At 60.8% G+C, this 22350-nt stretch carries 23 protein-coding genes; 16 read left to right on the forward strand and 7 right to left on the reverse strand.

The window, feature by feature from the left end; translation table 11 throughout:
* The first annotated feature begins 2 nt into the window (after positions 1 to 2).
* The 9 genes from hpt (at position 3) to H9L06_RS10800 (ending at position 8295) form a co-directional block, all read left to right on the forward strand.
* The gene (gene hpt, locus H9L06_RS10760) at positions 3 to 560 is read left to right on the forward strand and encodes a hypoxanthine phosphoribosyltransferase (protein ID WP_187555160.1); all 558 of its coding nucleotides are present in this window, start codon (positions 3 to 5) and stop codon (positions 558 to 560) included.
* 106 nt (positions 561 to 666) lie between these two features.
* The gene (ftsH, locus tag H9L06_RS10765) at positions 667 to 2640 is read left to right on the forward strand and encodes an ATP-dependent zinc metalloprotease FtsH (RefSeq protein WP_187555161.1); all 1974 of its coding nucleotides are present in this window, start codon (positions 667 to 669) and stop codon (positions 2638 to 2640) included.
* A 57-nt stretch (positions 2641 to 2697) separates the two neighbouring features.
* Positions 2698 to 3243 carry a GTP cyclohydrolase I gene (folE, locus tag H9L06_RS10770; protein WP_246454549.1) on the forward strand — a complete coding sequence of 182 codons (546 nt, stop codon included), beginning with the start codon at positions 2698 to 2700 and terminating at the stop codon, positions 3241 to 3243.
* On the forward strand, positions 3240 to 4460 hold the full coding sequence (gene folP, locus H9L06_RS10775; RefSeq protein ID WP_246454385.1) for a dihydropteroate synthase: 1221 nt from the start codon (positions 3240 to 3242) through the stop codon (positions 4458 to 4460). Before folE ends, folP begins: the two co-directional genes overlap by 4 nt.
* Positions 4457 to 4969: a 2-amino-4-hydroxy-6-hydroxymethyldihydropteridine diphosphokinase gene (folK, locus tag H9L06_RS10780; RefSeq protein ID WP_187555162.1), complete on the forward strand. Its 513-nt coding sequence runs from the start codon at positions 4457 to 4459 to the stop codon at positions 4967 to 4969. The genes folP and folK overlap by 4 nt, the downstream gene beginning before the upstream one ends.
* Positions 4966 to 5469, forward strand: a complete 504-nt coding sequence (locus tag H9L06_RS10785; protein WP_187555163.1) for a DUF3180 family protein — start codon at positions 4966 to 4968, stop codon at positions 5467 to 5469. Before folK ends, H9L06_RS10785 begins: the two co-directional genes overlap by 4 nt.
* Positions 5466 to 5963 (forward strand): PH domain-containing protein, encoded by a 498-nt coding sequence (locus H9L06_RS10790; RefSeq protein WP_246454386.1) that lies wholly within the window; start codon positions 5466 to 5468, stop codon positions 5961 to 5963. Before H9L06_RS10785 ends, H9L06_RS10790 begins: the two co-directional genes overlap by 4 nt.
* Complete coding sequence (locus H9L06_RS10795; protein WP_246454387.1) at positions 5960 to 7597, forward strand: PH domain-containing protein; 1638 nt, start codon at positions 5960 to 5962, stop codon at positions 7595 to 7597. Before H9L06_RS10790 ends, H9L06_RS10795 begins: the two co-directional genes overlap by 4 nt.
* Positions 7594 to 8295, forward strand: a complete 702-nt coding sequence (locus H9L06_RS10800) for a DUF2520 domain-containing protein (protein ID WP_187555164.1) — start codon at positions 7594 to 7596, stop codon at positions 8293 to 8295. Before H9L06_RS10795 ends, H9L06_RS10800 begins: the two co-directional genes overlap by 4 nt.
* Positions 8296 to 8308: 13 nt before the next feature.
* Here H9L06_RS10800 and H9L06_RS10805 read toward each other — a convergent pair whose 3' ends face one another.
* Both H9L06_RS10805 and H9L06_RS10810 read right to left on the reverse strand, forming a co-directional pair.
* Positions 8309 to 8698, reverse strand: coding sequence for a hypothetical protein (locus H9L06_RS10805; protein ID WP_187555165.1), 390 nt, complete (start codon positions 8696 to 8698; stop codon positions 8309 to 8311).
* Entirely contained in the window at positions 8685 to 10250 is a 1566-nt protein-coding gene (locus H9L06_RS10810) for a multicopper oxidase family protein (RefSeq protein ID WP_187555166.1), read from the reverse strand. The genes H9L06_RS10805 and H9L06_RS10810 overlap by 14 nt, the downstream gene beginning before the upstream one ends.
* A 136-nt stretch (positions 10251 to 10386) precedes the next feature.
* On the opposite strand from H9L06_RS10810, the gene lysS reads away from it, so the two are divergent.
* From lysS to cls, 3 genes are all read left to right on the forward strand, one after another.
* Complete coding sequence (lysS, locus tag H9L06_RS10815) at positions 10387 to 11934, forward strand: lysine--tRNA ligase (protein WP_187555167.1); 1548 nt, start codon at positions 10387 to 10389, stop codon at positions 11932 to 11934.
* A 53-nt stretch (positions 11935 to 11987) separates the two neighbouring features.
* A complete protein-coding gene (locus H9L06_RS10820; protein WP_187555168.1) occupies positions 11988 to 12164 on the forward strand; it encodes a hypothetical protein in 177 nt (58 codons plus the stop codon).
* Between the two features lie 70 nt (positions 12165 to 12234).
* Positions 12235 to 13713: a cardiolipin synthase gene (cls, locus tag H9L06_RS10825; RefSeq protein ID WP_187556492.1), complete on the forward strand. Its 1479-nt coding sequence runs from the start codon at positions 12235 to 12237 to the stop codon at positions 13711 to 13713.
* Here the strand turns inward: cls and H9L06_RS10830 are convergent.
* Both H9L06_RS10830 and H9L06_RS10835 read right to left on the reverse strand, forming a co-directional pair.
* Complete coding sequence (locus H9L06_RS10830; protein WP_187555169.1) at positions 13694 to 13939, reverse strand: helix-turn-helix domain-containing protein; 246 nt, start codon at positions 13937 to 13939, stop codon at positions 13694 to 13696. The two genes, cls and H9L06_RS10830, sit on opposite strands and share 20 nt — an antisense overlap.
* The gene (locus H9L06_RS10835) at positions 13936 to 14562 is read right to left on the reverse strand and encodes a hypothetical protein (RefSeq protein WP_187555170.1); all 627 of its coding nucleotides are present in this window, start codon (positions 14560 to 14562) and stop codon (positions 13936 to 13938) included. Before H9L06_RS10835 ends, H9L06_RS10830 begins: the two co-directional genes overlap by 4 nt.
* A 177-nt stretch (positions 14563 to 14739) precedes the next feature.
* On the opposite strand from H9L06_RS10835, the gene H9L06_RS10840 reads away from it, so the two are divergent.
* From H9L06_RS10840 to H9L06_RS10855, 4 genes are all read left to right on the forward strand, one after another.
* Entirely contained in the window at positions 14740 to 17265 is a 2526-nt protein-coding gene (locus H9L06_RS10840; protein WP_187555171.1) for an ATP-dependent Clp protease ATP-binding subunit, read from the forward strand.
* Between the two features lie 19 nt (positions 17266 to 17284).
* Entirely contained in the window at positions 17285 to 17812 is a 528-nt protein-coding gene (locus H9L06_RS10845; protein WP_187555172.1) for an amino-acid N-acetyltransferase, read from the forward strand.
* Between the two features lie 26 nt (positions 17813 to 17838).
* On the forward strand, positions 17839 to 18444 hold the full coding sequence (locus H9L06_RS10850; protein ID WP_187555173.1) for a hypothetical protein: 606 nt from the start codon (positions 17839 to 17841) through the stop codon (positions 18442 to 18444).
* A 264-nt stretch (positions 18445 to 18708) separates the two neighbouring features.
* Positions 18709 to 19131: a hypothetical protein gene (locus H9L06_RS10855; protein ID WP_187555174.1), complete on the forward strand. Its 423-nt coding sequence runs from the start codon at positions 18709 to 18711 to the stop codon at positions 19129 to 19131.
* Between the two features lie 12 nt (positions 19132 to 19143).
* On the opposite strand, the gene H9L06_RS10860 is transcribed toward H9L06_RS10855, so the two are convergent.
* The 3 genes from H9L06_RS10860 to H9L06_RS10870 are packed head-to-tail and all read right to left on the reverse strand — an operon-like array spanning position 19144 to position 22305.
* Positions 19144 to 20832 carry an FAD-binding dehydrogenase gene (locus tag H9L06_RS10860; protein ID WP_187556493.1) on the reverse strand — a complete coding sequence of 563 codons (1689 nt, stop codon included), beginning with the start codon at positions 20830 to 20832 and terminating at the stop codon, positions 19144 to 19146.
* A 15-nt stretch (positions 20833 to 20847) separates the two neighbouring features.
* Positions 20848 to 21534: a lysophospholipid acyltransferase family protein gene (locus tag H9L06_RS10865; protein ID WP_187555175.1), complete on the reverse strand. Its 687-nt coding sequence runs from the start codon at positions 21532 to 21534 to the stop codon at positions 20848 to 20850.
* 15 nt (positions 21535 to 21549) lie between these two features.
* Positions 21550 to 22305, reverse strand: coding sequence for a M15 family metallopeptidase (locus tag H9L06_RS10870; protein WP_246454389.1), 756 nt, complete (start codon positions 22303 to 22305; stop codon positions 21550 to 21552).
* Positions 22306 to 22350: the final 45 nt, after the last annotated feature.

The following is a 22350-nucleotide window of genomic DNA, read 5'->3' on the forward strand; positions in this document are numbered from 1 at the left end:
CCATGGACGCGAAACAACTGGGGGATGACCTCACTGAGGTGCTGCACACAGAAGCCGAGCTGCGAGACCGACTCGCCGAACTGGCTCGAGAGATCGAACGCGATTACGCCGAGCAACCGCCGCTACTCGTAGGTGTGCTCAAGGGCGCGGTCATGGTTATGGCCGACCTTGCGCGTGAACTGAACTTCCATGCGCAGATGGACTGGATGGCCGTCTCATCGTACGGCGCGGGAACGAAGTCGAGCGGTGTCGTGCGAATCCTCAAAGACCTCGACTCAGATATCACTGGTCGCGACGTGCTCATTGTCGAAGACATTATTGACTCGGGTCTTACTCTGTCGTGGCTCAAGGAGAACCTGCAGAGCCGCGGGGCAAAGTCTGTGCGTATCTGCACGATGCTTCGCAAGCCCAAGGCTCTCAAAGTCGAGATTGACGTTGAGTACGTCGGCTTCGACATTCCCGTCGAGTTCGTTGTTGGGTATGGGCTCGACTACGCAGAGGATTACCGCAACCTGCGTGACGTCGCGATTCTCGCGCCGCACGTTTATAGCGGCGAATAACAGATCGCTCCGCCGAGAGCGTACAGCGCGCACGAGACGAGATAAGTTTCAGGTGCCTCGGATACGCTTACGTTGCTGCATAGACTGCTGACCGAAAGGCCCGAACTTGGCTGAACAAGCGCCTAAGACCCCTTCCCGGGGCCGACGCCTACTTCGAGGACCACTCCTCTACTTCATCATCGCACTCGTGTTCGTGATGATTGGGTGGTCGTTCTTGTCGGGCGGCAACTCGGCAGAGGTGAATACCGATCGCGGGCTTGAGCTCATTGCTGAGGGCAGCGTGAAGCAGGCCGAGATTGTCGATGGTGATCAGCGGGTCAACCTGACACTCGAAAAGGTCGACGCAGATGCGGGCACCGACAGCGTCTACTTCTACTACGTGAATCAGCGCGGCACCGAGGTCATTCAGGCAATCGATGAGGCGCAGCCCGAAGAGGGCTTCAACGACGTTGTACCGCAGCCGAACCCCTTCTGGTCGCTGCTCGGTATTCTGCTTCCGCTCCTCCTTATCGGTGTGCTGCTGTGGTGGATGATGTCGTCGATGCAGGGTGGCCGTGGTGTCATGCAGTTCGGCAAGTCCAAGGCGAAGCTGGTCTCGAAGGAGACCCCGGTCGTCACGTTTGCTGACGTCGCTGGTGCTGACGAAGCAGTGGAAGAGCTGCAGGAGATCAAAGACTTCTTGCAAGACGCATCACGCTTTCAGGCGGTCGGTGCGCGAATCCCGAAGGGTGTGCTGCTTTACGGCCCTCCCGGAACAGGTAAGACCCTGCTCGCTCGCGCAGTCGCGGGCGAGGCCGGTGTGCCGTTCTACTCGATCTCTGGTTCTGACTTCGTTGAGATGTTCGTCGGTGTCGGCGCGAGCCGCGTGCGAGATCTCTTTAAAGAGGCAAAAGCAAATGCCCCGGCGATCATCTTCGTCGATGAGATTGACGCGGTTGGGCAACGACGCGGCCAGGGCATGGGCGGCGGCCACGACGAGCGCGAGCAGACTCTGAACCAGTTGCTCGTGGAGATGGATGGCTTCGATCCGAAGACCAACGTCATCATGATCGCTGCGACGAACCGCCCAGACATGCTCGACCCGGCGCTTCTGCGCCCAGGTCGTTTCGACCGTCAGATCGGGGTCGATGCGCCAGACATGAAGGGTCGCCTCAAGATTCTTCAGGTGCATGCGAAGGGCAAGCCGCTCTCGAAGAACGTCGACCTCGACGTCGTCGCGCGCAAGACCCCGGGATTCTCGGGTGCCGATCTCGCAAACGTGCTTAACGAGGCTGCCTTGCTCACCGCCAGGTCGAATGCGCAGCTCATTGATAACCGCGCGCTCGATGAGGCGATTGACCGCGTGATTGCCGGGCCGCAGCGGCGTACCCGCATGATGAAGGATCGCGAGAAGCTCATCACGGCATACCACGAGGGCGGTCACGCACTCGTTGCAGCAGCACTCAATCACACCGATCCCGTGACGAAAATCACCATTCTCCCGCGCGGTCGCGCGCTCGGTTACACGATGGTGATTCCGCTTGAAGACAAGTACTCGGTCACGCGCAACGAACTGCAAGATCAGCTCGCGTACGCACTCGGCGGCCGCGTCGCCGAAGAGCTCGTATTCCATGACCCGACAACGGGCGCTGGCAACGACATCGAGAAGGCGACCGCAACCGCTCGCAAGATGGTCACCGACTATGGCATGACCGTCTCGGTGGGCCCGGTGAAGCTCGGCCAAGCCCAGCCTGGTGCTTTCATGGGCGAGTTCGGTCAGTCGCGTGATTACTCCGAGGGAGTGGCCGTTCAGATTGATGCCGAGGTGCGCGCATTCGTTGAGCAGGCCCACAACGAGGCCTACGAACTGCTCGTCAAGAACCGCGACACCCTCGATCTGCTTGCGCGCGAGCTTCTTGAAAAAGAGACGCTCGACCACAATCAGCTCGCTGAGATCTTCAAAGATGTGCAGAAGCTTGATCCGCGACCTGTGTGGTTGTCGGGCAGCGACAGGCCGGTGTCTGATCGACCACCGATCGAGGTGCCGCCGGCGCCCGCTCCGGAGTCACCTGACACACCGACGTCTGACGACGACGAGTAGGGTACAAGTGTGAACGCGGGAGTGGATCGGGAGCGGATCGCTCGTGCGGTGCGTGAAATGCTCTGTGCGATTGGAGCTGATCCGGACAGCGTGGAGCTTCAGGAAACTCCACGCCGGGTTGCGGAGTCGTACGGGGAGTTCTTTGCTGGCATGGGTGTCGATCCCGGCTCGTTGCTCGTCGATGCCGCGGTTCCGGTGAACGGAGACACTGGCGAACTCGTATTGATGCGAGACATCTCGCTCCGCTCAGTCTGCGAGCACCACCTGCTGCCGTTCCGCGGTCGCGCCCATATCGCCTATCAGCCGGGAGAACGCGTTGTCGGATTGAGCGCACTGCCTCGCGTCGTTGCTGCTCTCGCAGCGCGCCCGCAAGTACAGGAGCGACTCGGTGAGCAGATTGCGCAGGTACTCGAAGATGGGCTCTCACCGCGCGGGGTTGTCGTGGTGCTCGAGGCCAAGCACGGGTGCGTAGCGGATCGGGGAGTGCGCGAAACCGATGTCGAGGCAGTGACCATTGCTTCCCGTGGCGCACTTGCAGACCCCGCGGCTAGGGCCGAAGTTCTCGCACTCATCGGGCCAGGTGTCGAAAGGCAGTCGAAGTGAGGCGCACACACATCATGGGCGTGCTTAACATTACTGAGGATTCGTTCAGTGATGGGGGTAAATACCTGGGCACTGAAGCGGCGCTCGAGCAGGCGCAACGCCTGGTGAGCGAAGGCGCCACCATCATCGACGTCGGTGGCGAATCAACGAGACCGGGTGCTATACCCGTGCCACGCGAAGTCGAACTCGCTCGGGTCGTACCCGTAATCGAAACGCTCGCAGCAGATGGTATCGCCGTATCGATCGACACTTTTCACGCCGAAACCGCAGCCGCAGCTGTTCGCGCTGGCGCCCGGTATATCAATGATGTCTCGGGCGGGTTACACGATCCACAGATGCTTTCTGTCGCGGCCGAGGCATCGCGCGACGCGCAAGTGACCTACATTGCGGGCCACTGGCGCGGCATTCCAGATCTCGCCCACACGCGCTCGCACTACGACGACGTGGTCACCGATGTGCGCTCGGCGCTCGGCGACATCGCGGCCGCTGCGCTCGCCGCAGGGGTTGAGCGCTCGAAGCTGATTCTCGACCCGGGCCTCGGGTTCGACAAGACCGGAGAGCAGTGCTGGGAGATTCTCCGACGACTTGATGAGCTCCAGTCGCTCGGATACCCGGTGCTCATTGGCGCGTCTCGAAAGCGGATGATCTCGGAAGCGCTCGCGGGTGTCGTCGGTGCGACACCTGAGTCCCGTGACCTTGCGACGTCGGTCGTGAGCGCACTCGCTGCAAGGGCTGGAGCCTGGGGTGTTCGCGTGCACGACGTGGCCGCGACCTCGGCCGCTCTCGCCATCGAGCGCGCGTGGCAGGGCGAATCGATCGCAGCCACCTCGACGACGGTTCCGGCGTGGGGGCAAGACCACATTCGGCTCACAGGGCTCGAGGTGTTCGCGCACCACGGCGTCTTTGATTTCGAGCGCGAACAGGGCCAGAAATTCCTCGTCGACGCCGACGTGCAGGTGGATCTGCGCGCGGCCTCGGCAAACGACGACCTTGCGAGCACGGTGCACTATGGTGAACTCGCGGAGGCGATCGTCGCGGCCGTATCGAACGACCCGGTTGACCTCATTGAGACGGTTGCTGAGCGTGTGGCCGAGGTCGCGCTGTCATTCTCTGCGGTGACAGAGGCGCGCGTCACGATCCACAAACCCGATGCCCCAATCGAGGCCGAATTTGCTGATGTGTCAGTGACGGTCGTGCGACACCGAGGAGCGAGATGATCGCGCAGCTCGTGCCCGTGCTCATCGCATTTGGCGCAAACCTTGGGGACAGAGGCGAGACCATTCGCGCAGCTCAACGCGAACTCGCGGCGTCACCCAGCATCTCAAATTTTGCGGCGTCGCCGCTGCGCGAAACCATCGCGCTGAAGCTCGACGGCACCGATCCAGACGCGCCGCGGTACATCAACGGAGTGGCAACCGCTGACACGACACTCGATCCACACGCGCTGCTCGATCTCATGCAGCGCATCGAGCACGATCACGGTCGAGAGCGCGGCGAGCGATGGGGGGATCGCACGCTCGACATTGATCTCATACTCTTCGGCGGTCGGGTCATTCAAGATGACCGCCTCACAGTGCCGCATCCGCGCGCGCACGAGCGAGATTTCGTGTTGTCGCCCTGGCTCGACCTCGACCCGCACGCGGTGCTCATGGGGCACGGACGAGTGGCGGATCTGCTCGAACGAGTGGGGGATACGACGTCGCCACTCGCGGAGGCAGACTCGTGAGCCGCACCCCAGAGTTTCAAAAGCTGAACCCGGTCAACCTGTTCGGTGCGATCGCCATCGGTGTTGGCCTTGGGCTTGCAGTGCAGTTCATCTTGAAATCGCGTGGGTTATCGCCGCTCGTGCCTCCGTATTCGATGGCCATCACACTCGTGTTGCTTGCGGCGCTGCTCATCGTGCTTGGGCTACGGCTGCGTCGACATGTGGCCACTGGTACTGGTGCGGTGAACCCGTTTCAGGCTGTCAGGTTGCTTGCGACTGCCCGTGCCGGGCAGATAGTCGGCTCGCTGTTCAGCGGGTTCGGTGGCGGGCTGCTGCTTATCCTCGTTGGGCGCAGCGTGCCAGCGCCCAGTGCGACGTGGCTGCCAATGGTCGTGACCGGCGCGGCCGGGCTCGTGCTGCTCGTGTGCGCCATCATTGCTGAGCGAATGTGCCGCGTTCCTCCGAATGACACGGGTGAAGACGGCGAAGAAGACACGGGCCTCGCTAGGCTTGAGGCGTGACTGAGCAAACTCTTTCTGAAGCAACACCAAATTGGCAGCGAGTGTCGCCCAAGTACGCAATGGCAGACCTCGCAATCAACCTCGTGACCTCGCTCGTGCCCTTGGTTGCGCTTGTGATTCTGTTGGTTGTGCGCGATGGTGACGTGTCGCCGTGGTGGAGCATTGGCCTCGGTGCTCTCGTAGTGATTTTTATCGTGAACTCGTTGCTCGCGTTTCGACGGGTCAAGGCGATCGGCTATGTGCTCAGGGAAGACGACCTGCTGTTTCGGCGAGGCATCATGTTCGAGCGCATCGTTGCGGTGCCCTATGGGAGGCTGCAACTGGTTGACGTGAATCGCGGCCCACTGCTCCGAGCACTTGATCTATCGACGCTGAAGTTTGTGACCGCGGCGGTTGCGACGGGTGTGCAACTCCCAGGTCTCGCCCGCGAAGACGCGGAGGCACTGCGTGATCGGCTTGTCGAACTCGCAGAATCGAGAAGGTCGGGCCTGTGACCCACGAGGTGAATGACGCGGGTCTTGACCTCCCCGGCACGCCGAATGCAGAGGGCTGGCGCAGACTCCACCCACTTTCGCCGGTGCTTCGCGGTGGCATCTTTTTCTTGGTGATCGTCGGTGTAGTCATCGCGAACCTTCGCGATGTAATCGTCGGGATCTTTGTCGCAGGGAACGATGAGGGCGACGGAGAAGGCGGAAACATTATTGACCTCTTCGAGTTTCTCGTAGAGGAGGGCCTCGTTTGGCTTGTTGTTGCTGGGGTGCTCGGAATTATTTTGTTCGTCGTGCTGCTCTCGTGGGTGGCATGGCGGTTCCAGACTTATCGCGTTTCCGCTGACACCGTCGAGGCGAGAAGCGGAGTGCTCTTTCGCCAGCATCGCCGGGCGCCACTCGACCGCATTCAGAGCGTGAATCTGCAGCGTTCACTGCTGGCCCGCATTGTCGGCCTCACAAAGATTGAGGTGCTTACGGGCGGGCAGGGCGGCAAGGTCGAGCTCGCTTATCTCGGTCATCGCGACGCGAAGACGGTGCGCGAGCAGATTCTGCAACTCGCCGCTGCACGCCGCGAGGGACGCGATATCGCTGATGCGGTAGAAGAGATAACGGGCACAGCCCCCGTATCCTATGACGGTTCGGCCTACGCCGAGGCAACTGACGCGTTTACCGGTCGCGCACAAGACTTCGTCGATTTCGATGTGGATCCGGAGGCCGCGGCATCTCAGTCTCTCGTACGGGTTCCTGTTGGCCGACTCGTCGGCGGCATTGCCCTGAGCTGGGAGACGGTGTTCACCGCAGCACTCCTTCTCGTGGCCCTATTCTGGGGCGTGATCGGCACGATTCTTGGTGCAGTAGGTGTTGGCGACGGTTTCTTTGGATCGGGCGGCGCTGCACTACTCACGCTCATTCCGCTCGTGCTCGTAATGATCGCGGTCATTTTCGGTCAGTTCAACAAGGGGTTCAACTTCACCCTGTCGCGCGGAAAAGATGCGGTTCGTGTGGGGGCAGGTCTCACATCGACTGTCACTGACTCGATTCCGTTTGGGCGGATTCACGCAATTGAGGCGCGTCAGCCACTGTTCTGGCGCCCATTCGGCTGGTGGCGTGTTCGAGTGACGGTCGCCGGTCACTCGGTGATGCAGGGCGGCCAAAGCGCAACACAAAATCTCGTGCTCCCGGTTGGCCCCGAAGATGACGTGATTCGCGTCATCGAGACACTTGTGCCTGGCACAGTTGCGGGTCTCAGAGATGGCCTCTCCGGGCCGGGCGACGGGTACATCGGTGCCGGCCCCCGATCCGGTTGGGTGCTCTGGTTTGGTAAGGCTCGTGCGGGTGTGCGCATTGATGTACCTGAACTGGACCCGGCGAATGCAACCCTTCGCATTCGCCGCGGGTACCTCACTCGTTCGCTGTCAATCATGCCGGTCGTGCGCGCTCAGTCGATTCAGCTGCGCAGACCAATGGTGCACTACTGGCTGGGCCTCGCTTCGATTCAGGCTCACACCGTCATGGGACCAGTGAATCTCGAACGCCGCGGGTTAGCACTCGCCGATGCCAGGCGCGTCTTTGACGAGCTTGAGCGCACGATCCTTGAGGTGCAGCGCAACGATCAGAGCGGGCGGCAGACCAGGTGAGCAGCGTACAAGCGAGCCGACTCGGCATCGGAATTATCGGGGCCGGCCACGTCGGGCCTGTGCTCGGCCGTGCGCTCGCCGGAGCTGGTCACGCGATCACCGGAGTGAGTGCAATCAGCGACGAGGGCAAAGAGCGCGTGCTCGCAATGCTCCCTGGGGTCCCGATCCTTGACGTCGAAGAAATTGTTCGCAGGTCTGAACTCGTACTGCTTGCTGTTCCCGCAAGCGAGTTACCGGGACTCGTCACTGGGCTCGCCAAACTTGGTGCCTGGCAGCCGGGGCAGCTGGTGATCCACACCGCGCCCGAATACGGCACGGAGGTGCTCGCGCCTGCCGCCGGGGTGATTCCTATCGCGCTGCACCCGGGCATTGTGTTTACGGGCACAAGTCTTGATCTCGCGAGGCTCAGTGGCGCCACGATTGCGGTGACCGCTCCCGCGGTTGTGCAGCCAATTGGTCAGGCGCTCGTTGTTGAGATGGGTGCCGAGCCTGTCATCGTCGACGAGTCGCAGCGCCCGGCGTACGCCGAGGCTGTGCGGATCGCGAGAGAGACGACCAAGTCGACCGTTCGCGACGCGATCCACACCCTTGATGAGCTTGGAGTGTCGCGGGCCGACCGCATCATTGGCGGGATTGTTCGCGCGACGATTGACGAGGAACTCGGGAGGCACTCGACCGACCGCGAGCTCGGCGCCTAACTGCGGCGAGCGCCTACAGCCTCGCGTGCTTGAAGGCGAGGTACACGCCGATGACGAGCACGAGTACTCCGAGCGGTAGGTGCACCGACATGCCGAGGCTCAGATGGCCGAGTGTGAATTGCCCGAGCTCAAGTGCCGACAGGGCGATCGAGCCGGTGAACGCGGCTTTGGGCCACTGAGACTTACCCTTCCACGCCCACCAGGTCATGAGAATCTGAACGAGGCCGACTCCGGTGAGAGTCATCGCGACCATTCGGTGCATTTGCTGCGGTGCGGGGCTCATCGCGTCGAGCATCGCACCGGCCAAGATGGGCTGCGCGATAAGTAGTGCGGCGTGAACGATGAGAAACCAGCGGGTGACTGCCGCCACTACTGTGCGCTCGCGCTGCTTAGTGTCCGTCATGCTCGCCTCCGTCTTGGGTTACGGGTGAAATGATGGGCCCGGCAGCCTCACCGGGGTTCACGACGACAAACTGGGCCATCATGCCCTGGTCTTCGTGCTGCAGCATGTGGCAGTGAAACATGTACGGCAGGTGTGGATCGGTCGCGGTGCCAAACTCGACATCGATAACGACGGTGCGACTCGGCGGTGCATACACGGTATCTTTCCAACCCTGCAGTTCGATTGCCGGCTTCGATCCACCGATTGAAACGATGCGAAAACGCGCGTTGTGTATATGCAGGTTGTGGGCGAGGAAGTGCTCGTTCGTGATGAACCAGCGTTCGCGCGCGCCTACCGTGACGACCTCGTCGATACGGCTCATGTTCATGCGTCGATGGTTGATCTTGGCGTCTTGCATGGTGACCGTGCGCCGTTCGTCGGGCTCATCGAGGGGCGGGATCACGGCGGCGAGTGTGCCGCCTGCGGAAGCAAGGAGGGTCTCGAACACCGGTTCCCCAGTTGAGGTTGCTGGCCGCGAGAGCTCAAGCAGGTCGAGAGGGTCGCGGGTTCCGCTCGCGCGCTCAGTAGTGCCGAGCAAGCCGAGCGTGTGCGGCAGCGAGCGCAGCATCTTGGTTTCGCCCGGCTCGAGTTGAACGATCACCTCGACGCGCTCGCCCGGGGTGAGGGTAATTGCATCGACCCGTTTCGGCTCGGGAACAAGACCCGCGTCTGTGCCGACCAGCAGTAGGGATCCGCCGTCGAGCTGAACGCGGTACGTTCGCGCGGTTGATGCGTTGAGAATGCGCAGGCGGGTTTCGGCGCGGGTTGCTTCGAACGTTGGGTTCACCGTTCCATTGACAAGAATTGTGTCACCGAGCATGCCCGCGGCGGAGCGGTGTGTCTCGTCGAATGAGCCGTCGGGCAGAAACGCGCGGTCGCTCACAACCACCGGAATATCGTCGACACCGTAGTCGTGGGGGAGCGGGTCGCGATCGGTGCCGGTCGCTTCGTCGTCGATGAAGAACAAGCCTGAGAGGCCGCGGTACACGTGAACCTCGGTCGTTCCGTGGTTGTGCGGGTGGTACCAAAGGGTCGCCGCAGGCTGCTCGACGGTCCACTCCGCAGTCCAAGTCTCGCCGGGGTGGATCGGCTGATGCGGACCCCCATCTGCCTTTGCTGGCAGCTTCATGCCGTGCCAGTGCGCGGTGGTGACCTCGTTCAATTCGTTGGTGACTTCGACGCGCACAGACTCACCCTCGCGCGCACGAAGGGTTGGGCCTCCGAATGCTCCGTTGTATCCCCACGTAGTGGTCTGGGTGTCGTAGAGAAACTGCGTGCTTCCGACCTGCGCGGTGAGTTCGAAAACTCGGGTTCCGTCGGCGTCAACAGTTGCCTCAGCAAGCGGAGGGATCTGCAAGGTGCTTCGCGATCCACCGCTGACAGCGCCCCCATCAGTGCGGATCGGCCGCTGCTGCAACCGCCATCCACCGAGACCCGCGATCGTTGCCGTGATCGCACCCGCAGCAGCAACGCCGATAACCCCACGTCTGGTGATTCGGGGTTCGGGCGACATGCAATACTCCTCGGCGTGCGGGTGAAGAGCGCACCCTTGCAGATTAGTACGTGGTGAGCCTCACGCGATGGGAACGACGTGAGAGACCTCGCCTAAGATAGATAGGTACGCCAACACAACGGAGGAACCCGCCCCAATGAGCGAGAACACCGCGCCGAACCCCGCTTCACACGACGCAGCGCACGAAGAAGAGATCTTTGAGCAGAAGCGGGTACGCCTTGAAAAGCGCGCGCGGCTCAACGAATCGGGCGACCTGGGTGGAGGCGCATACCCCGTAGCCGTGCCCGTGACTGCGACAATTCCAGAGGTTCGTGCGAAGTTTGGCCACCTCGAGGAGACTCCAGACACGGCATCGGGCGAGACCGTTGGAGTTGCCGGTCGTATCGTGTTTCAGCGCAATACCGGCAAGCTCTGCTTCGCCTCGCTGCAGTCGGGAGACGGAACACGTATTCAGGCAATGCTGAGTCTTGCCGAGGTGGGCGAGGAATCGCTCGCCGAGTACAAAGAACTGACAGACCTCGGAGACCACCTCTTCGTGAGCGGCGAGGTTATCTCGAGCCGTCGCGGCGAACTCTCGATCATGGTGCGTGAATGGCAGGTCGCGTCGAAGGCCATCGCACCGCTTCCGAACCTCTACACCGAACTCGGTGAAGAGACCCGCGTGCGTCAGCGCTACCTCGACCTCATCGCACGCGAGCAGGCGCGCATCAACGTCGTGACACGTGCCCGCACGATGGCGAGCCTCAGGCAAACATTCGCAGACCGCGGCTTCATCGAGGTTGAGACCCCGATGCTGCAGACCATGCACGGCGGCGCATCTGCGCGTCCTTTCGTCACACACTCCAATGCGTTCGACATGGAGCTGTTCTTGCGCATCGCGCCCGAGCTCTTCTTGAAGCGGGCCGTGGTCGGCGGTCTTGAACGCGTCTTCGAGATCAACCGCAACTTCCGTAACGAAGGCGCTGACTCAACGCACAGCCCCGAGTTCGCCATGCTCGAGTCATACCAGGCATACACCGACTACAACGGCATCGCAGACCTCACACAGGAGCTCGTACAGAACGCCGCGCTCGCCGCAAACGTCGGCACCGAGCGTGAAGGCACACATGTTGTGAAGTGGGCCGACGGAACACTGTTCGATCTCGGTGGCGATTGGGCGCGCGTCTCAATGTACGGCTCGCTATCTGAGGCCGCTGGTCGCGAGATCACGCCAGAAACTTCGGTTGACGAGCTGCTCGCACTGGCCGAGGCAGAGGGCATTGAAGTGAAACTGCCAAACCACGGCAAACTCGTTGAAGAGCTGTGGGAGCACTTCGTGATCGACTCATTCACGGGCCCAACGTTCGTTATGGACTTCCCGGTTGAAACGAGCCCGCTTACCAGGCACCACCGCTCAATCCCGGGCGTTGTTGAGAAGTGGGATCTCTACGTGCGTGGGTTCGAACTCGCAACCGGGTACTCCGAGCTCATCGACCCGGTTGTGCAGCGTGAGCGCTTCATGCAGCAGGCTGCGGAGAGCGCGCGCGGCGACGACGAAGCAATGCCGATCGACGAGGAATTCCTTCGTGCGCTCGAGCACGCCATGCCTCCGAGCGGTGGAATGGGCATGGGCATGGATCGACTGCTCATGGCACTCACCGGTCTCGGAATTCGTGAAACGATTCTGTTCCCGCTCGTCAAGTGAGGTACGAGGGAACGCCCAGGTTTCGCACCGACGACCCGGGTACAGTGTGAGCTATGGATAATTGGTGGGTGAATGCGCTCTGGTCGATTGCTCCGACCGTTTTCATCGGGCTTTTCTTTTGGCTCGTGCTGCGCCTCATTCTCCGCGCCGACCGCACCGAACGCCGCATCTTTCGTGAGATAGAAAACGAAGAGCGCGTCAAGGCTGGTCTGCCAAAACGAGACGACTAACCCCGACTTTTCGCTAGAGTAGCCTCAGTGCGTGGCTATGCGCACTTACATGGTGCGGCGAAGGGTGAGTATGGACCTGTTCACCGGTTGGGACTGGGCCTATATCTGGGCGATATTCGTCATCATTCTCGACAACACCATTCGCATCGTCGCTCTCTTCGTGGTGCCACACAATCGGCGCCCTACCTCGGGCATGGCATGGCTGATCGCGATTTTTGCACTCCCGGTTCCTGGCCTCATTCTGTTCCTCATCATCGGAAGCAAGAGTCTTCCAAAAAAGCGCGTCACGAAACAGGGCGCAATTAACCAGTACGTTGCAGATATTGCCGAGCGTGAGAACCGGGGTCTTATTTCAGACACCAGCGGAATGCGGCCGGGAATTCAGAGCGCCGTTCGGCTTGGTCAGACGCTCGGCGCACAGCCGATGCTTCGCGGCAACACTGCAACGATCACGATCGACTATGAGCACTCCTTTGAACTCATGGCACAGGCGATACGTGAGGCCAAGGTGTATGTGCACATCGAGTTTTACATTCTTGTGCATGACGAAACCACCGACGTCGTCTTCCAGGAGCTCCGGGAAGCTGCGGCCCGCGGCGTAAAGGTGCGTGTGCTCCTCGACCACGTTTCGTCGCTTCGTAATCCGGGTCGCAAGCGCACCGCAAAGTCGCTCACCGACATGGGTGCTGAGTGGAGCTATATGCTTCCGGTTCGGCCGTGGCGTGGCGAGTACCAGCGACCAGATCTGCGAAACCACAGAAAGCTCATCGTCGTCGACGGCAGGGTCGGATTCACTGGCTCACAGAACCTTGTCGACTCGAGCTACAACATGAGGAAGAACATCCGCAGAGGACTTCACTGGCGAGATCTCATGGTGCGCGTCGAAGGACCAATTGTACTGGGCCTCGAAGCAGTGTTCCAAGGTGACTGGTATCAAGAAACCGGCAACTACCTCGAACGGCTCAACATCGAGGAAGTGCCAACTGATTTTCCAGGCGACCTCGACTGCCAGATCGTGCCGAGCGGGCCGGGCTACGCGGCCGAGAATAACCTTCAGGTGTTCGTGTCGCTGCTCTACACGGCGCGACGACGCATCAGCATTACCAGCCCGTACTTTGTGCCAGATGGCTCGATCATGAATGCGCTCCGCGCCGCAACCGCGCGAGGCGTAGAGGTCGAACTTTTCGTGTCCGAGGTGGGAGACCAGGTGCTGGTCTATCACGCGCAGCGTTCGTACTACGAAGAACTGTTGAACGCAGGGGTGCGCATTTGGATGTATCGTCCGCCCTACATTCTGCACTCGAAGCACTTCACTATTGACGACGAGGTTGCGGTCGTTGGGTCGTCGAATATGGATCCGCGCTCGTTCGGCCTCAACATGGAGATCTCGATGGTGGTCAATGGCGCGAGTTTTGTGCGTGATCTCGATGAGGTGAATGACTTCTATCGGGCGAACTCAAGGGAGTTGCTGCCTGAGGAGTGGGACAAGCAGCCACTCTGGTCGAGGCTCTTAGACGGGCTTGCTCGTCTCACCTCAGCCCTTCAGTAGGTACCGTCACGAGTAGCTCGCCAACTTCGCAATCGAGCACTCGGCAAATCGCGGTGAGTGTCGAGAAGCGAATCGCCTTCGCCCTGTCATTTTTGAGCACTGAGAGGTTCACGAGGCTCACGCCCACCCGCTCGCTGAGTTCGGTGAGTGTCATGCCGCGCTCGGCGAGCAATTCGTCGAGGCGACAGTGGATCGCGTGCCCCTCCTCGGGCTCCGCGGGAGTCATACGAGCCCCTCAGTCTCACGCTGCATCCTCGCGCCCACCGTATACGCAGTCGCAAAAATACCGAACGCGAACGCAATGAGCACGAAGGGCAGTGGATCGGCAGTCATCACCGCGACGTTTTCAAGGGAACCTCCGCTCAGGCTGAGCAATACCTCATTGCCAACCATGCGATTCAACACTGTGGTGATTCCAAACCCGACGAGTGCGGTCATTCCCGCACCGATGACGAGTCGTGTATTTCCCCGGCTGAAGATTCGTCCGCGCAGACTGTTGATCGCGAGCAGTATGAGGCATGTGACGAGGGCGGCGACGACTGCGAAGTGTAGAAGTGAGGAGACGATCGCAGTGCCGAGGGCGAGGCCGGTGAGCTGATCCACCATGATTGTGGCCGAATCTATGCTCATCGGAACCATCGTTTGCGCCTCGCCAACTGGCACATCGACAGTGGTGTTCACGAACCCAACCGTTGCCCCAATTTCTTGCCCGCGTACGACGCGGGTGATGTACATGGCCGAACTTATGCCGCTCCAAACGACGAGTGCGAAACCCAGCACCATAAAGAACATGATGCCGACGCGGTCGCCAACTGAGGGTCGAAAGTTGAGTGGATCACTAGTGGACATGAATTGCTCCTTATCGATTATCGATATTATCGCTTATCGATAAGTTTGCGTGGTGGAAACGAGTCTGTCAAGTAACCTGCACGCCTTCGGCGAACATCGGCCCGCTCACGGCTTATGGCACGTAGCCTTGATTCATCGACGGATCCGCGACCGCGCGAACTGTCAAGGAGGGTACAGATGTTTGAGAGATTCACCGACCGCGCTAGGCGCGTGATCGTGCTCGCCCAAGAAGAGGCGAAGCTGCTCAACCACAATTACATTGGCACCGAGCACATTCTGCTTGGCCTCATCCACGAGGGTGAGGGCGTTGCGGCCAAGGCGCTCGAGCAGCTCGACATCTCGCTTGATGCGGTGCGCGCGCAGGTGACCGAGATCATCGGCACCGGCCAGCAGCCACCGTCGGGGCACATTCCGTTCACGCCGCGTGCGAAGAAGATGCTCGAACTGAGCCTTCGTGAGTCTCTGCAGCTCGGCCACAACTACATTGGTACCGAGCACATTCTGCTCGGCCTCATTCGTGAGGGTGAGGGCGTTGCCGCACAGGTGCTCGTGAAGCTTGGTGCAGACCTGAACCGCGTGCGCCAGGCAGTGATTCAGCTGCTCTCTGGTTACCAGGCGGGCAAAGAGAGCGCGACCATTGGCGCACCCGAGGCCGGCAACGAGCCGAAGGGCTCGCAGGTGCTCGATCAGTTCGGTCGCAACCTCACCCAGGCTGCGCGCGAGGGCAAGCTCGATCCTGTCATCGGCCGCGAAAAAGAGGTCGAGCGCGTGATGCAGATTCTCTCGCGCCGCACGAAAAACAACCCAGTGCTCATTGGTGAACCCGGCGTCGGTAAGACCGCAGTCGTCGAGGGGCTAGCGCAGGCAATCGTCAAGGGCGAAGTACCCGAGACGCTCAAAGACAAGCAGGTCTACGTGCTTGATCTCTCGTCGATGATCGCCGGTAGCCGTTACCGCGGTGACTTCGAAGAGCGCCTGAAGAAGGTCACCAAAGAGATCCGCAACCGCGGTGACATCATTATCTTCATTGACGAGATCCACACTCTCGTTGGTGCTGGCGCGGCAGAGGGCGCGATTGACGCGGCGAACATCTTGAAGCCGATGCTTGCGCGCGGCGAACTACAGACCATTGGTGCGACGACGCTCGACGAGTTCCGCAAACACTTCGAGAAAGATGCGGCGCTTGAGCGTCGCTTCCAGTCGATCATGGTGAACGAGCCGTCGCTGCCGCACTCGATCAACATTCTTAAGGGGCTGCGCGACCGGTACGAGGCACACCACAAGGTGTCAATCACCGACGGTGCGATTGTCGCTGCGGTGAACCTCGCTGATCGATACGTGCAAGACCGGTACCTGCCGGACAAGGCGATCGACCTGATCGACGAGGCGGGCGCTCGCCTGCGCCTGTCGATTCTCTCTAGCCCACCCGAGCTGCGTGAGTTCGACGAGAAGATCGCGGTCGTTCGCGCTGACAAAGAGCAGGCGATCGAAGCTCAAGACTTCGAAAAGGCTGCGAACAAGCGCGACGAGGAGAAGAAGCTCATTGCTGAACGCCTCCGTCTCGAAAAGCAGTGGCGCGCGGGTGACGTTGCGACGCATGCCGAGGTTGATGAGGGACTCATCGCTGAGGTACTCGCGCAGGCAACCGGCATTCCGGTTTTCAAGCTCACCGAAGAAGAGACAAGCCGTCTTCGCTTTATGGAAGAGGCGCTGCACCAGCGCGTTATCGGTCAGAACGAGGCAATTGCTGCGCTCGCGAAGACGATTCGCCGCCAGCGTGCAGGTCTGAAAGACCCGAAGCGTCCTTCCGGTTCATTCATCTTCGCTGGCCCCACCGGCGTCGGCAAGACCGAACTCGCGAAGGCACTCGCCGAATTCCTGTTCGACGACGAAGACGCGCTCATCTCGCTCGACATGTCGGAGTACGGCGAAAAGCACACCGTTTCGCGCCTCTTCGGTGCGCCTCCCGGGTTTGTCGGCTTCGAAGAAGGCGGCCAGCTCACAGAGAAGGTGCGTCGTCGTCCGTTCTCGGTCGTGCTCTTTGACGAGATCGAGAAGGCACACCCCGACATCTTTAACTCGCTTCTGCAGGTACTTGAAGAGGGTCGCCTGACCGACGGTCAGGGTCGCGTGGTCGACTTCAAGAACACCGTCATCATCATGACCACGAACCTTGGTTCGTCGGCAATCGCCGGTGGCCCTGTTGGCTTCCAGGTCGAGGGTGACTCGCAGGTCGGCTACGAGACGATGAAGGGCAAGGTGAACGAGGAGCTCAAGAAGCACTTCAAGCCGGAGTTCTTGAACCGTGTCGATGACACGATCGTCTTCCCGCAGCTGTCGAAGGAAGAGCTGCTGCAGATTGTCGACCTCTTCGTGAAGCAGCTGAAGGATCGCCTGCTCGACCGCGACATGCACATCGAGATCTCGCAGGCCGCTCGCGAGCGCCTTTCCGAGATTGGGTACGACCCCACGCTCGGTGCGCGTCCGCTGCGCCGCGCGATGCAGCGGGAGATCGAGGATCGCCTTTCAGAGCGCATCCTCGGTGCAGAGCTGCTTGCAGGTGACACCGTGGTGGTCGACCTCAAGGATGGGGAGTTCACATTCGACACCAAGGGTGGCAAGGACAAGGCGCACGGCGAGGCTTCAGCTTCGGCCGCAGCGGCTGCCGCTGCCACAGGGATCACGCCCGGAACGGCTGAGTAGGAGCCACTAGACTCGCACTATGACGACGAGTGAGCCCCATGAGGGCGTGCTAATTAGGCCCGCAAAGACTCGCGATGTTGCACACATTGTGAAACTCATGGAGCCACTCGTCGCCGAGCGAATCTTGCTTGGTAAAGACCTCGTAGAACTGTACGGGGCGGTGCCCGAGTTCACGGTCGCAGTCGATTCAGACGACCAGGTTATCGGGTACGGTGCATTGCACGTCATGTGGGAGCACCTCGGAGAGGTTCGCACGCTCGGCGTCTCACAAGACCATCTTGGCAAGGGCGTCGGATACGCAATTCTCAAAGTGCTTGAGGAGCGGGCGCGGGCTCTCGGCCTTCAGCAACTCTTCTGCCTGACATTTGAGACCGAATTCTTCGGTAGAAACGGCTTCGAAGCGGTGGGAGAGAACACCGAGCTTGTTGCCGCCGATGTCTATTCTGAGCTCTTGCGCTCGCAAGACGAAGGCATCGCAGAGTTTCTCGACCTTGCGCGAGTGAAGCCGAACACGCTTGGCAACACTCGCATGTTGAAGCGGTTGTAGGCGAGCCTCGGGGGTACGCTGAGGCCATGGCTCCCGCAAAAGATCGAAGCGTATATGTGCGCAGGCGGATCGTGGTGCTTCTTGCGCTAGTTGCTGTTGTCGCCGCGGTTGTACTCATCATCGTTCGCCCGGGTTCGAGCGGCGGCGCGAAAGAGGTAGCGTCGGTCGAGGTGCCGAGCGATCTCACTGAAGACCCCGAACCAGTCAGCACTGAGGAAACACCGGAGACTCCCGCGTGTCAGTCAGCGGATCTCGACGTTGTAGCAGTCACCGATCAGCCTTCGTATGGGGCAGGTGAGAACCCTGAGTTCTCGCTCACCGTCACGAATTCTGGCTCCGAGGCGTGCATCGCAGATCTGGGTACTGCGGGAATGACATTCGCAGTCTCGAGTGGCAGTGATGAGGTGTGGCGATCCGCCGACTGCCAAACTTCGCTCGACAGCCTGCCCGTCATTCTCGACGCGGGTGAAAAACTCGAAACTGAGTCGGTGTCTTGGGACCGCACCCGTTCGAGCGCGGAAACCTGTGACATCACGCGAGACGCGGTCGTCGCAGGCGGTGCCTCGTACCACCTGACAGTTTCTGCCGGTGGCTCCGAAAGTAAGGAAACCGCCCAGTTCTTGCTCTACTAGCATTGAGAGCATGACTCAGCAGCCTCCTCACGGGTATCAGCCGCCGCAACAACCGCAGTACCAGCAAGTGCCGCCCACCTACCAGCCGGCGCCGCAGATGCCCGCACCGAAGCCGCCGACAAATGTCTTCGCGATCATTTCACTTATTGGTGCATTCTTCTTGAGCATTGTCGGCATCATCTTCGGCCACATTGCGTTGAGTCAGATTAAGCGCACGGGGAGAGCGGCCGGGGGCTCGCACTTGCGGGAACGATTATTGGCTATGTGCGCCTTGCGGGTGAAGTGCTGGGTATTGTCTTCGCAATCTTGTTCTTTGGCATCTTTGGGTCGCTCGCCTCGCAGAATATCTCGGGCACACTCGAACAACTCGAACAGTTTGAAGAGCCGTATTACGGCGAGGATTCCGAGCTGCAAGACATGCCGTGGTCGGGAACCGAGAAGGAAGCGTTTTGCACCGCTCTCGATAACTACGACCTGAGCTATGACGATGAGTATGCCTATTACGAAGAACTGCTCGCAGTAACCGACGACCCGGAGTTCGCCGCACTTGTTGAGGCGCAGTTAGACTCGTTCGAGCTCGACTTCGAGAACATGACTGAAGAGGAATACACAGAGTTCCTTGATCAGACTGAAGCCTGGGCGCAGGCCCATGGAGAGCAACTCGACGAGTGCTATTACATGGAGTAACTTGCTCGTCGTCTAACCTGCTGCGACTGAGCGACCAGCGGCTCGCCCAGAGAAAAGGCAACCGCCGAGGAACGTGCCCTCGAGCGCGTTGTACCCGTGCACGCCTCCACCACCGAACCCGGCAGCCTCACCAACAGCGTAGAGACCAGGGATCGGCGCACCTGACTGATCGAGCGCCCGCGATTCGAGGTCGGTCTGAATGCCACCGAGGGTCTTGCGGGTCAGCACGTGTAGTTTGACGGCGACGAGCGGGCCCGCATCCGGATCCTGCAGTCGGTGAGGTTTTGTAGTGCGGGTGAGCTTGTCTCCCAGGTAGCGGCGAGAATTGTGAACGCTCATCGCCTGTGCGTCCTTCGAGAACGGATTATCGAACTCCGCGTCTCGGGCGCGCACTACCTGCTCGACGGTTGTTGCGTCGAGTAAGGGCTCGTCGGTCAGTGCGTTCATCTTCGCGACGAGTTCGGCTACGGTGTCGGCAACTACGAAGTCCTCTCCTCGATCGATGAACGCCTGGACCGGCCCAGGAGCCCCCTTGCCCAGACGTGTCTTCAGAAGGAGTTTGCGATCTCGTCCTGTGAGGTCGGGATTTTGCTCGGAACCGGAGAGCGCGAACTCCTTAGCTGCGATACGGCTGGTGACAATAAACCACGAGTGCGAGTGCTCCGAGAGACCCGGAAGAGTGCGAAGCAGTTTTAGCGTGCCGAGGGTATCGTGGCCGGGCAGCCCCGGAGCGGGGAGCCGTCTGCCGAGTGCGTCGATCCACAACGGCGAAGGACCGGGCAGAATGCGAATCGCGTGCCCGGGCCAAACCGGATACCAGTTCTTGATTCCCTCGGTGTAGTGCCACATTCGGTCTTGATTCACGAGGCGAGCCCCGGCCTCGCCAGTGATGCCAATCATGCGACCGTCAACGTATGCGGGAACACCGGTCACCATTTCCTTCGGAGCGGTTCCAAGCCGCTCAGGCCAGTACTTACGCACGAGGTCGTGATTGCCGCCGATGCCGCCACTCGCGACAATCACTGCGCCAGCGCGAAACTCGAAATCGCCGATGACATCTCGGTTCGAGGCGACTGCTCGAGGGCTGTCGTCGTCAGCGAGGCGTGCACCCCGAACCCCGACGACCGAACCGTTCTCGACGATAATCTCGTCCACCCGGTGACGGTGCATGAAACGCGTGAGACCAACGCTCGCGGCTTCCTTCGCCGATTCGATGAATGGCGCGATAATTCCCGTGCCGGTACCCCAGGGGATATGAAAGCGTGGCACCGAGTTACCGTGTCCGGTGGCAGAAAGATCGCCGCGCTCCGCCCACCCGACGACAGGAGTGAGGTCAATGCCGACCTCGCGGATCCACTCACGTTTTTCACCCGCGGCCCACTCAACGTATGCGCGGCCCCACCGCGCAGCCCAGCCGTCTTCGCCAAGACCATCGCCCTGCTCGTCGTCGTCCACTCGATCCCACTGCGCGCTGCCCTGCCAGTCTTGCCAAGCGAGGTCGAACGAATCTTTCACCCCAAACCTGCGCTGCTCTGGCGAGTCGACGAGAAAGAGGCCGCCGAAAGACCACCAGGCCTGACCGCCGAGGTTTTGTGGCCCCTCCTGATCCACAATGATGGTGGTGAGCCCCGCTAGATAGGCCTCGCGAGCGGCTACCAGGCCCGAGAGCCCCGCCCCCACGATGATGAGATCGGCATTGATTTCCATGCCGCCATGCTATGCCCCGCGGCCACCCTCGGCATAGGTGTCGGCGCGCTCCTGCCCGGTAAGTGCGTGGATCGCCTCCATGATTCGCTCGGTAGCCTCCCTGCGGGCGCGGCCGGCTGGGAGCGAGGCAAGATCGCTGAGGTCGAGCGGCTCTCCATAGCGGATCGCAACTCGCGGTACCCTCCCAGATTGTGGATCTTTGAGCTTGCGATTTGTTCCAATGAGCCCGACGGGTACGACCGTCGCTCCGGTTTCGAGTGCGAGCCAGGCGGCTCCGCTTCGACCGCGGTACAGTCTGCCGTCGCGGGAGCGGCTCCCCTCAGGGAAGACAGCGAACACGTTGCCGGTGGCGAGCACATCACGGCCGGCGTCGAGAGCGGATTGCGCAGCTGAGGAGGCCTCGCGGTGTACCGGTACCGCGCCGATGCTCGTAAAGAACCACTTGCCAAAACGGCTCCTGAAGAGCGATGCCTTCGCGAGAAACTGCACCTTTCTCGGTGCGAATGAAGGGATAAGGATCGTGTCGAGTCCCGAAAGGTGATTGCTCGCGAGCAAGACTGGGCCCTCGGCAGGTACGTGTTGCCTGCCGGTTATGCGCGGGCGGAATCTGATCCACAACAGCGGAATGAGCAGCGCACGGCCGATGACATATACCGGCCCCGGCTTGGCTGCCGCTGCGAGAACACTTCGATCCACGATAGGAGCCTAGCGCTAACCCGCGTAGTCAGGGGCCGCTGGGAGGCCGAAGAACTCCTCGAGCGTGAGCACACCCGTGTCTCGCATTTCAAGTGCCAGTTCAGTGCCGACGTAGCGGTAATGCCAAGGCTCAGGCATGTAGCCGGTCACTGATTCTTTGCCCGCAGGGTAACGCTCGATGAAGCCGTACTCGGGGGCATGCTCGTGCAGCCACAGGCCCGAGGGCGTGTTCGCGAAGCAGCTGTCAAGCGTGCATCCATCGGCAGCGTCGAAGTCGGCGGTGAGACCGGTCTGATGCTCGGAATGTCCGGGGCGCGCCGAGGTGGTATCGGCAAACGCTTGCCCCTGATTCGTCACGAAACTGCCGTACACGCTCACTTGCGTGTCATAGCTGCGATAGGCGCTCGCGATACGCAGGTACAGCCCATCTGTCGCGGCCGCCGCCACCATTTGTTCAGTGGCCTGTGATGCAACCTGGCGGAGCGGCTGACCGTTTGTGTTATCTACCTGCGGGTACACGAGGTCTGTTGGCACGTAGCTCGGAGGATTGAGTGGGCGCAACTTGTTTACGACAACCCAGATCGATGTTGGATCATCGATTGAATAGGCGCTGGTATCGAATGCCGGTGGTTCAGGCGTCGGCTCTGGCTCTTCAGTCGGGGTGGGTGCCGGGCTTGGCTCAGCGGTGGCAGTGGGTTTTGGTGTTGGCTCGGGATCGTCTGCGGCGCAACCGGCCGCACCAAGAAGCAGGCCCACGGTGCTCAACATCATCAGCGAAGAAAGCGCGTTCCTTGAAAACTTTCGTTTGGTCCGGGT

Source organism: Leucobacter denitrificans (assembly GCF_014396385.1).
Lineage (GTDB): Bacteria > Actinomycetota > Actinomycetes > Actinomycetales > Microbacteriaceae > Leucobacter > Leucobacter denitrificans.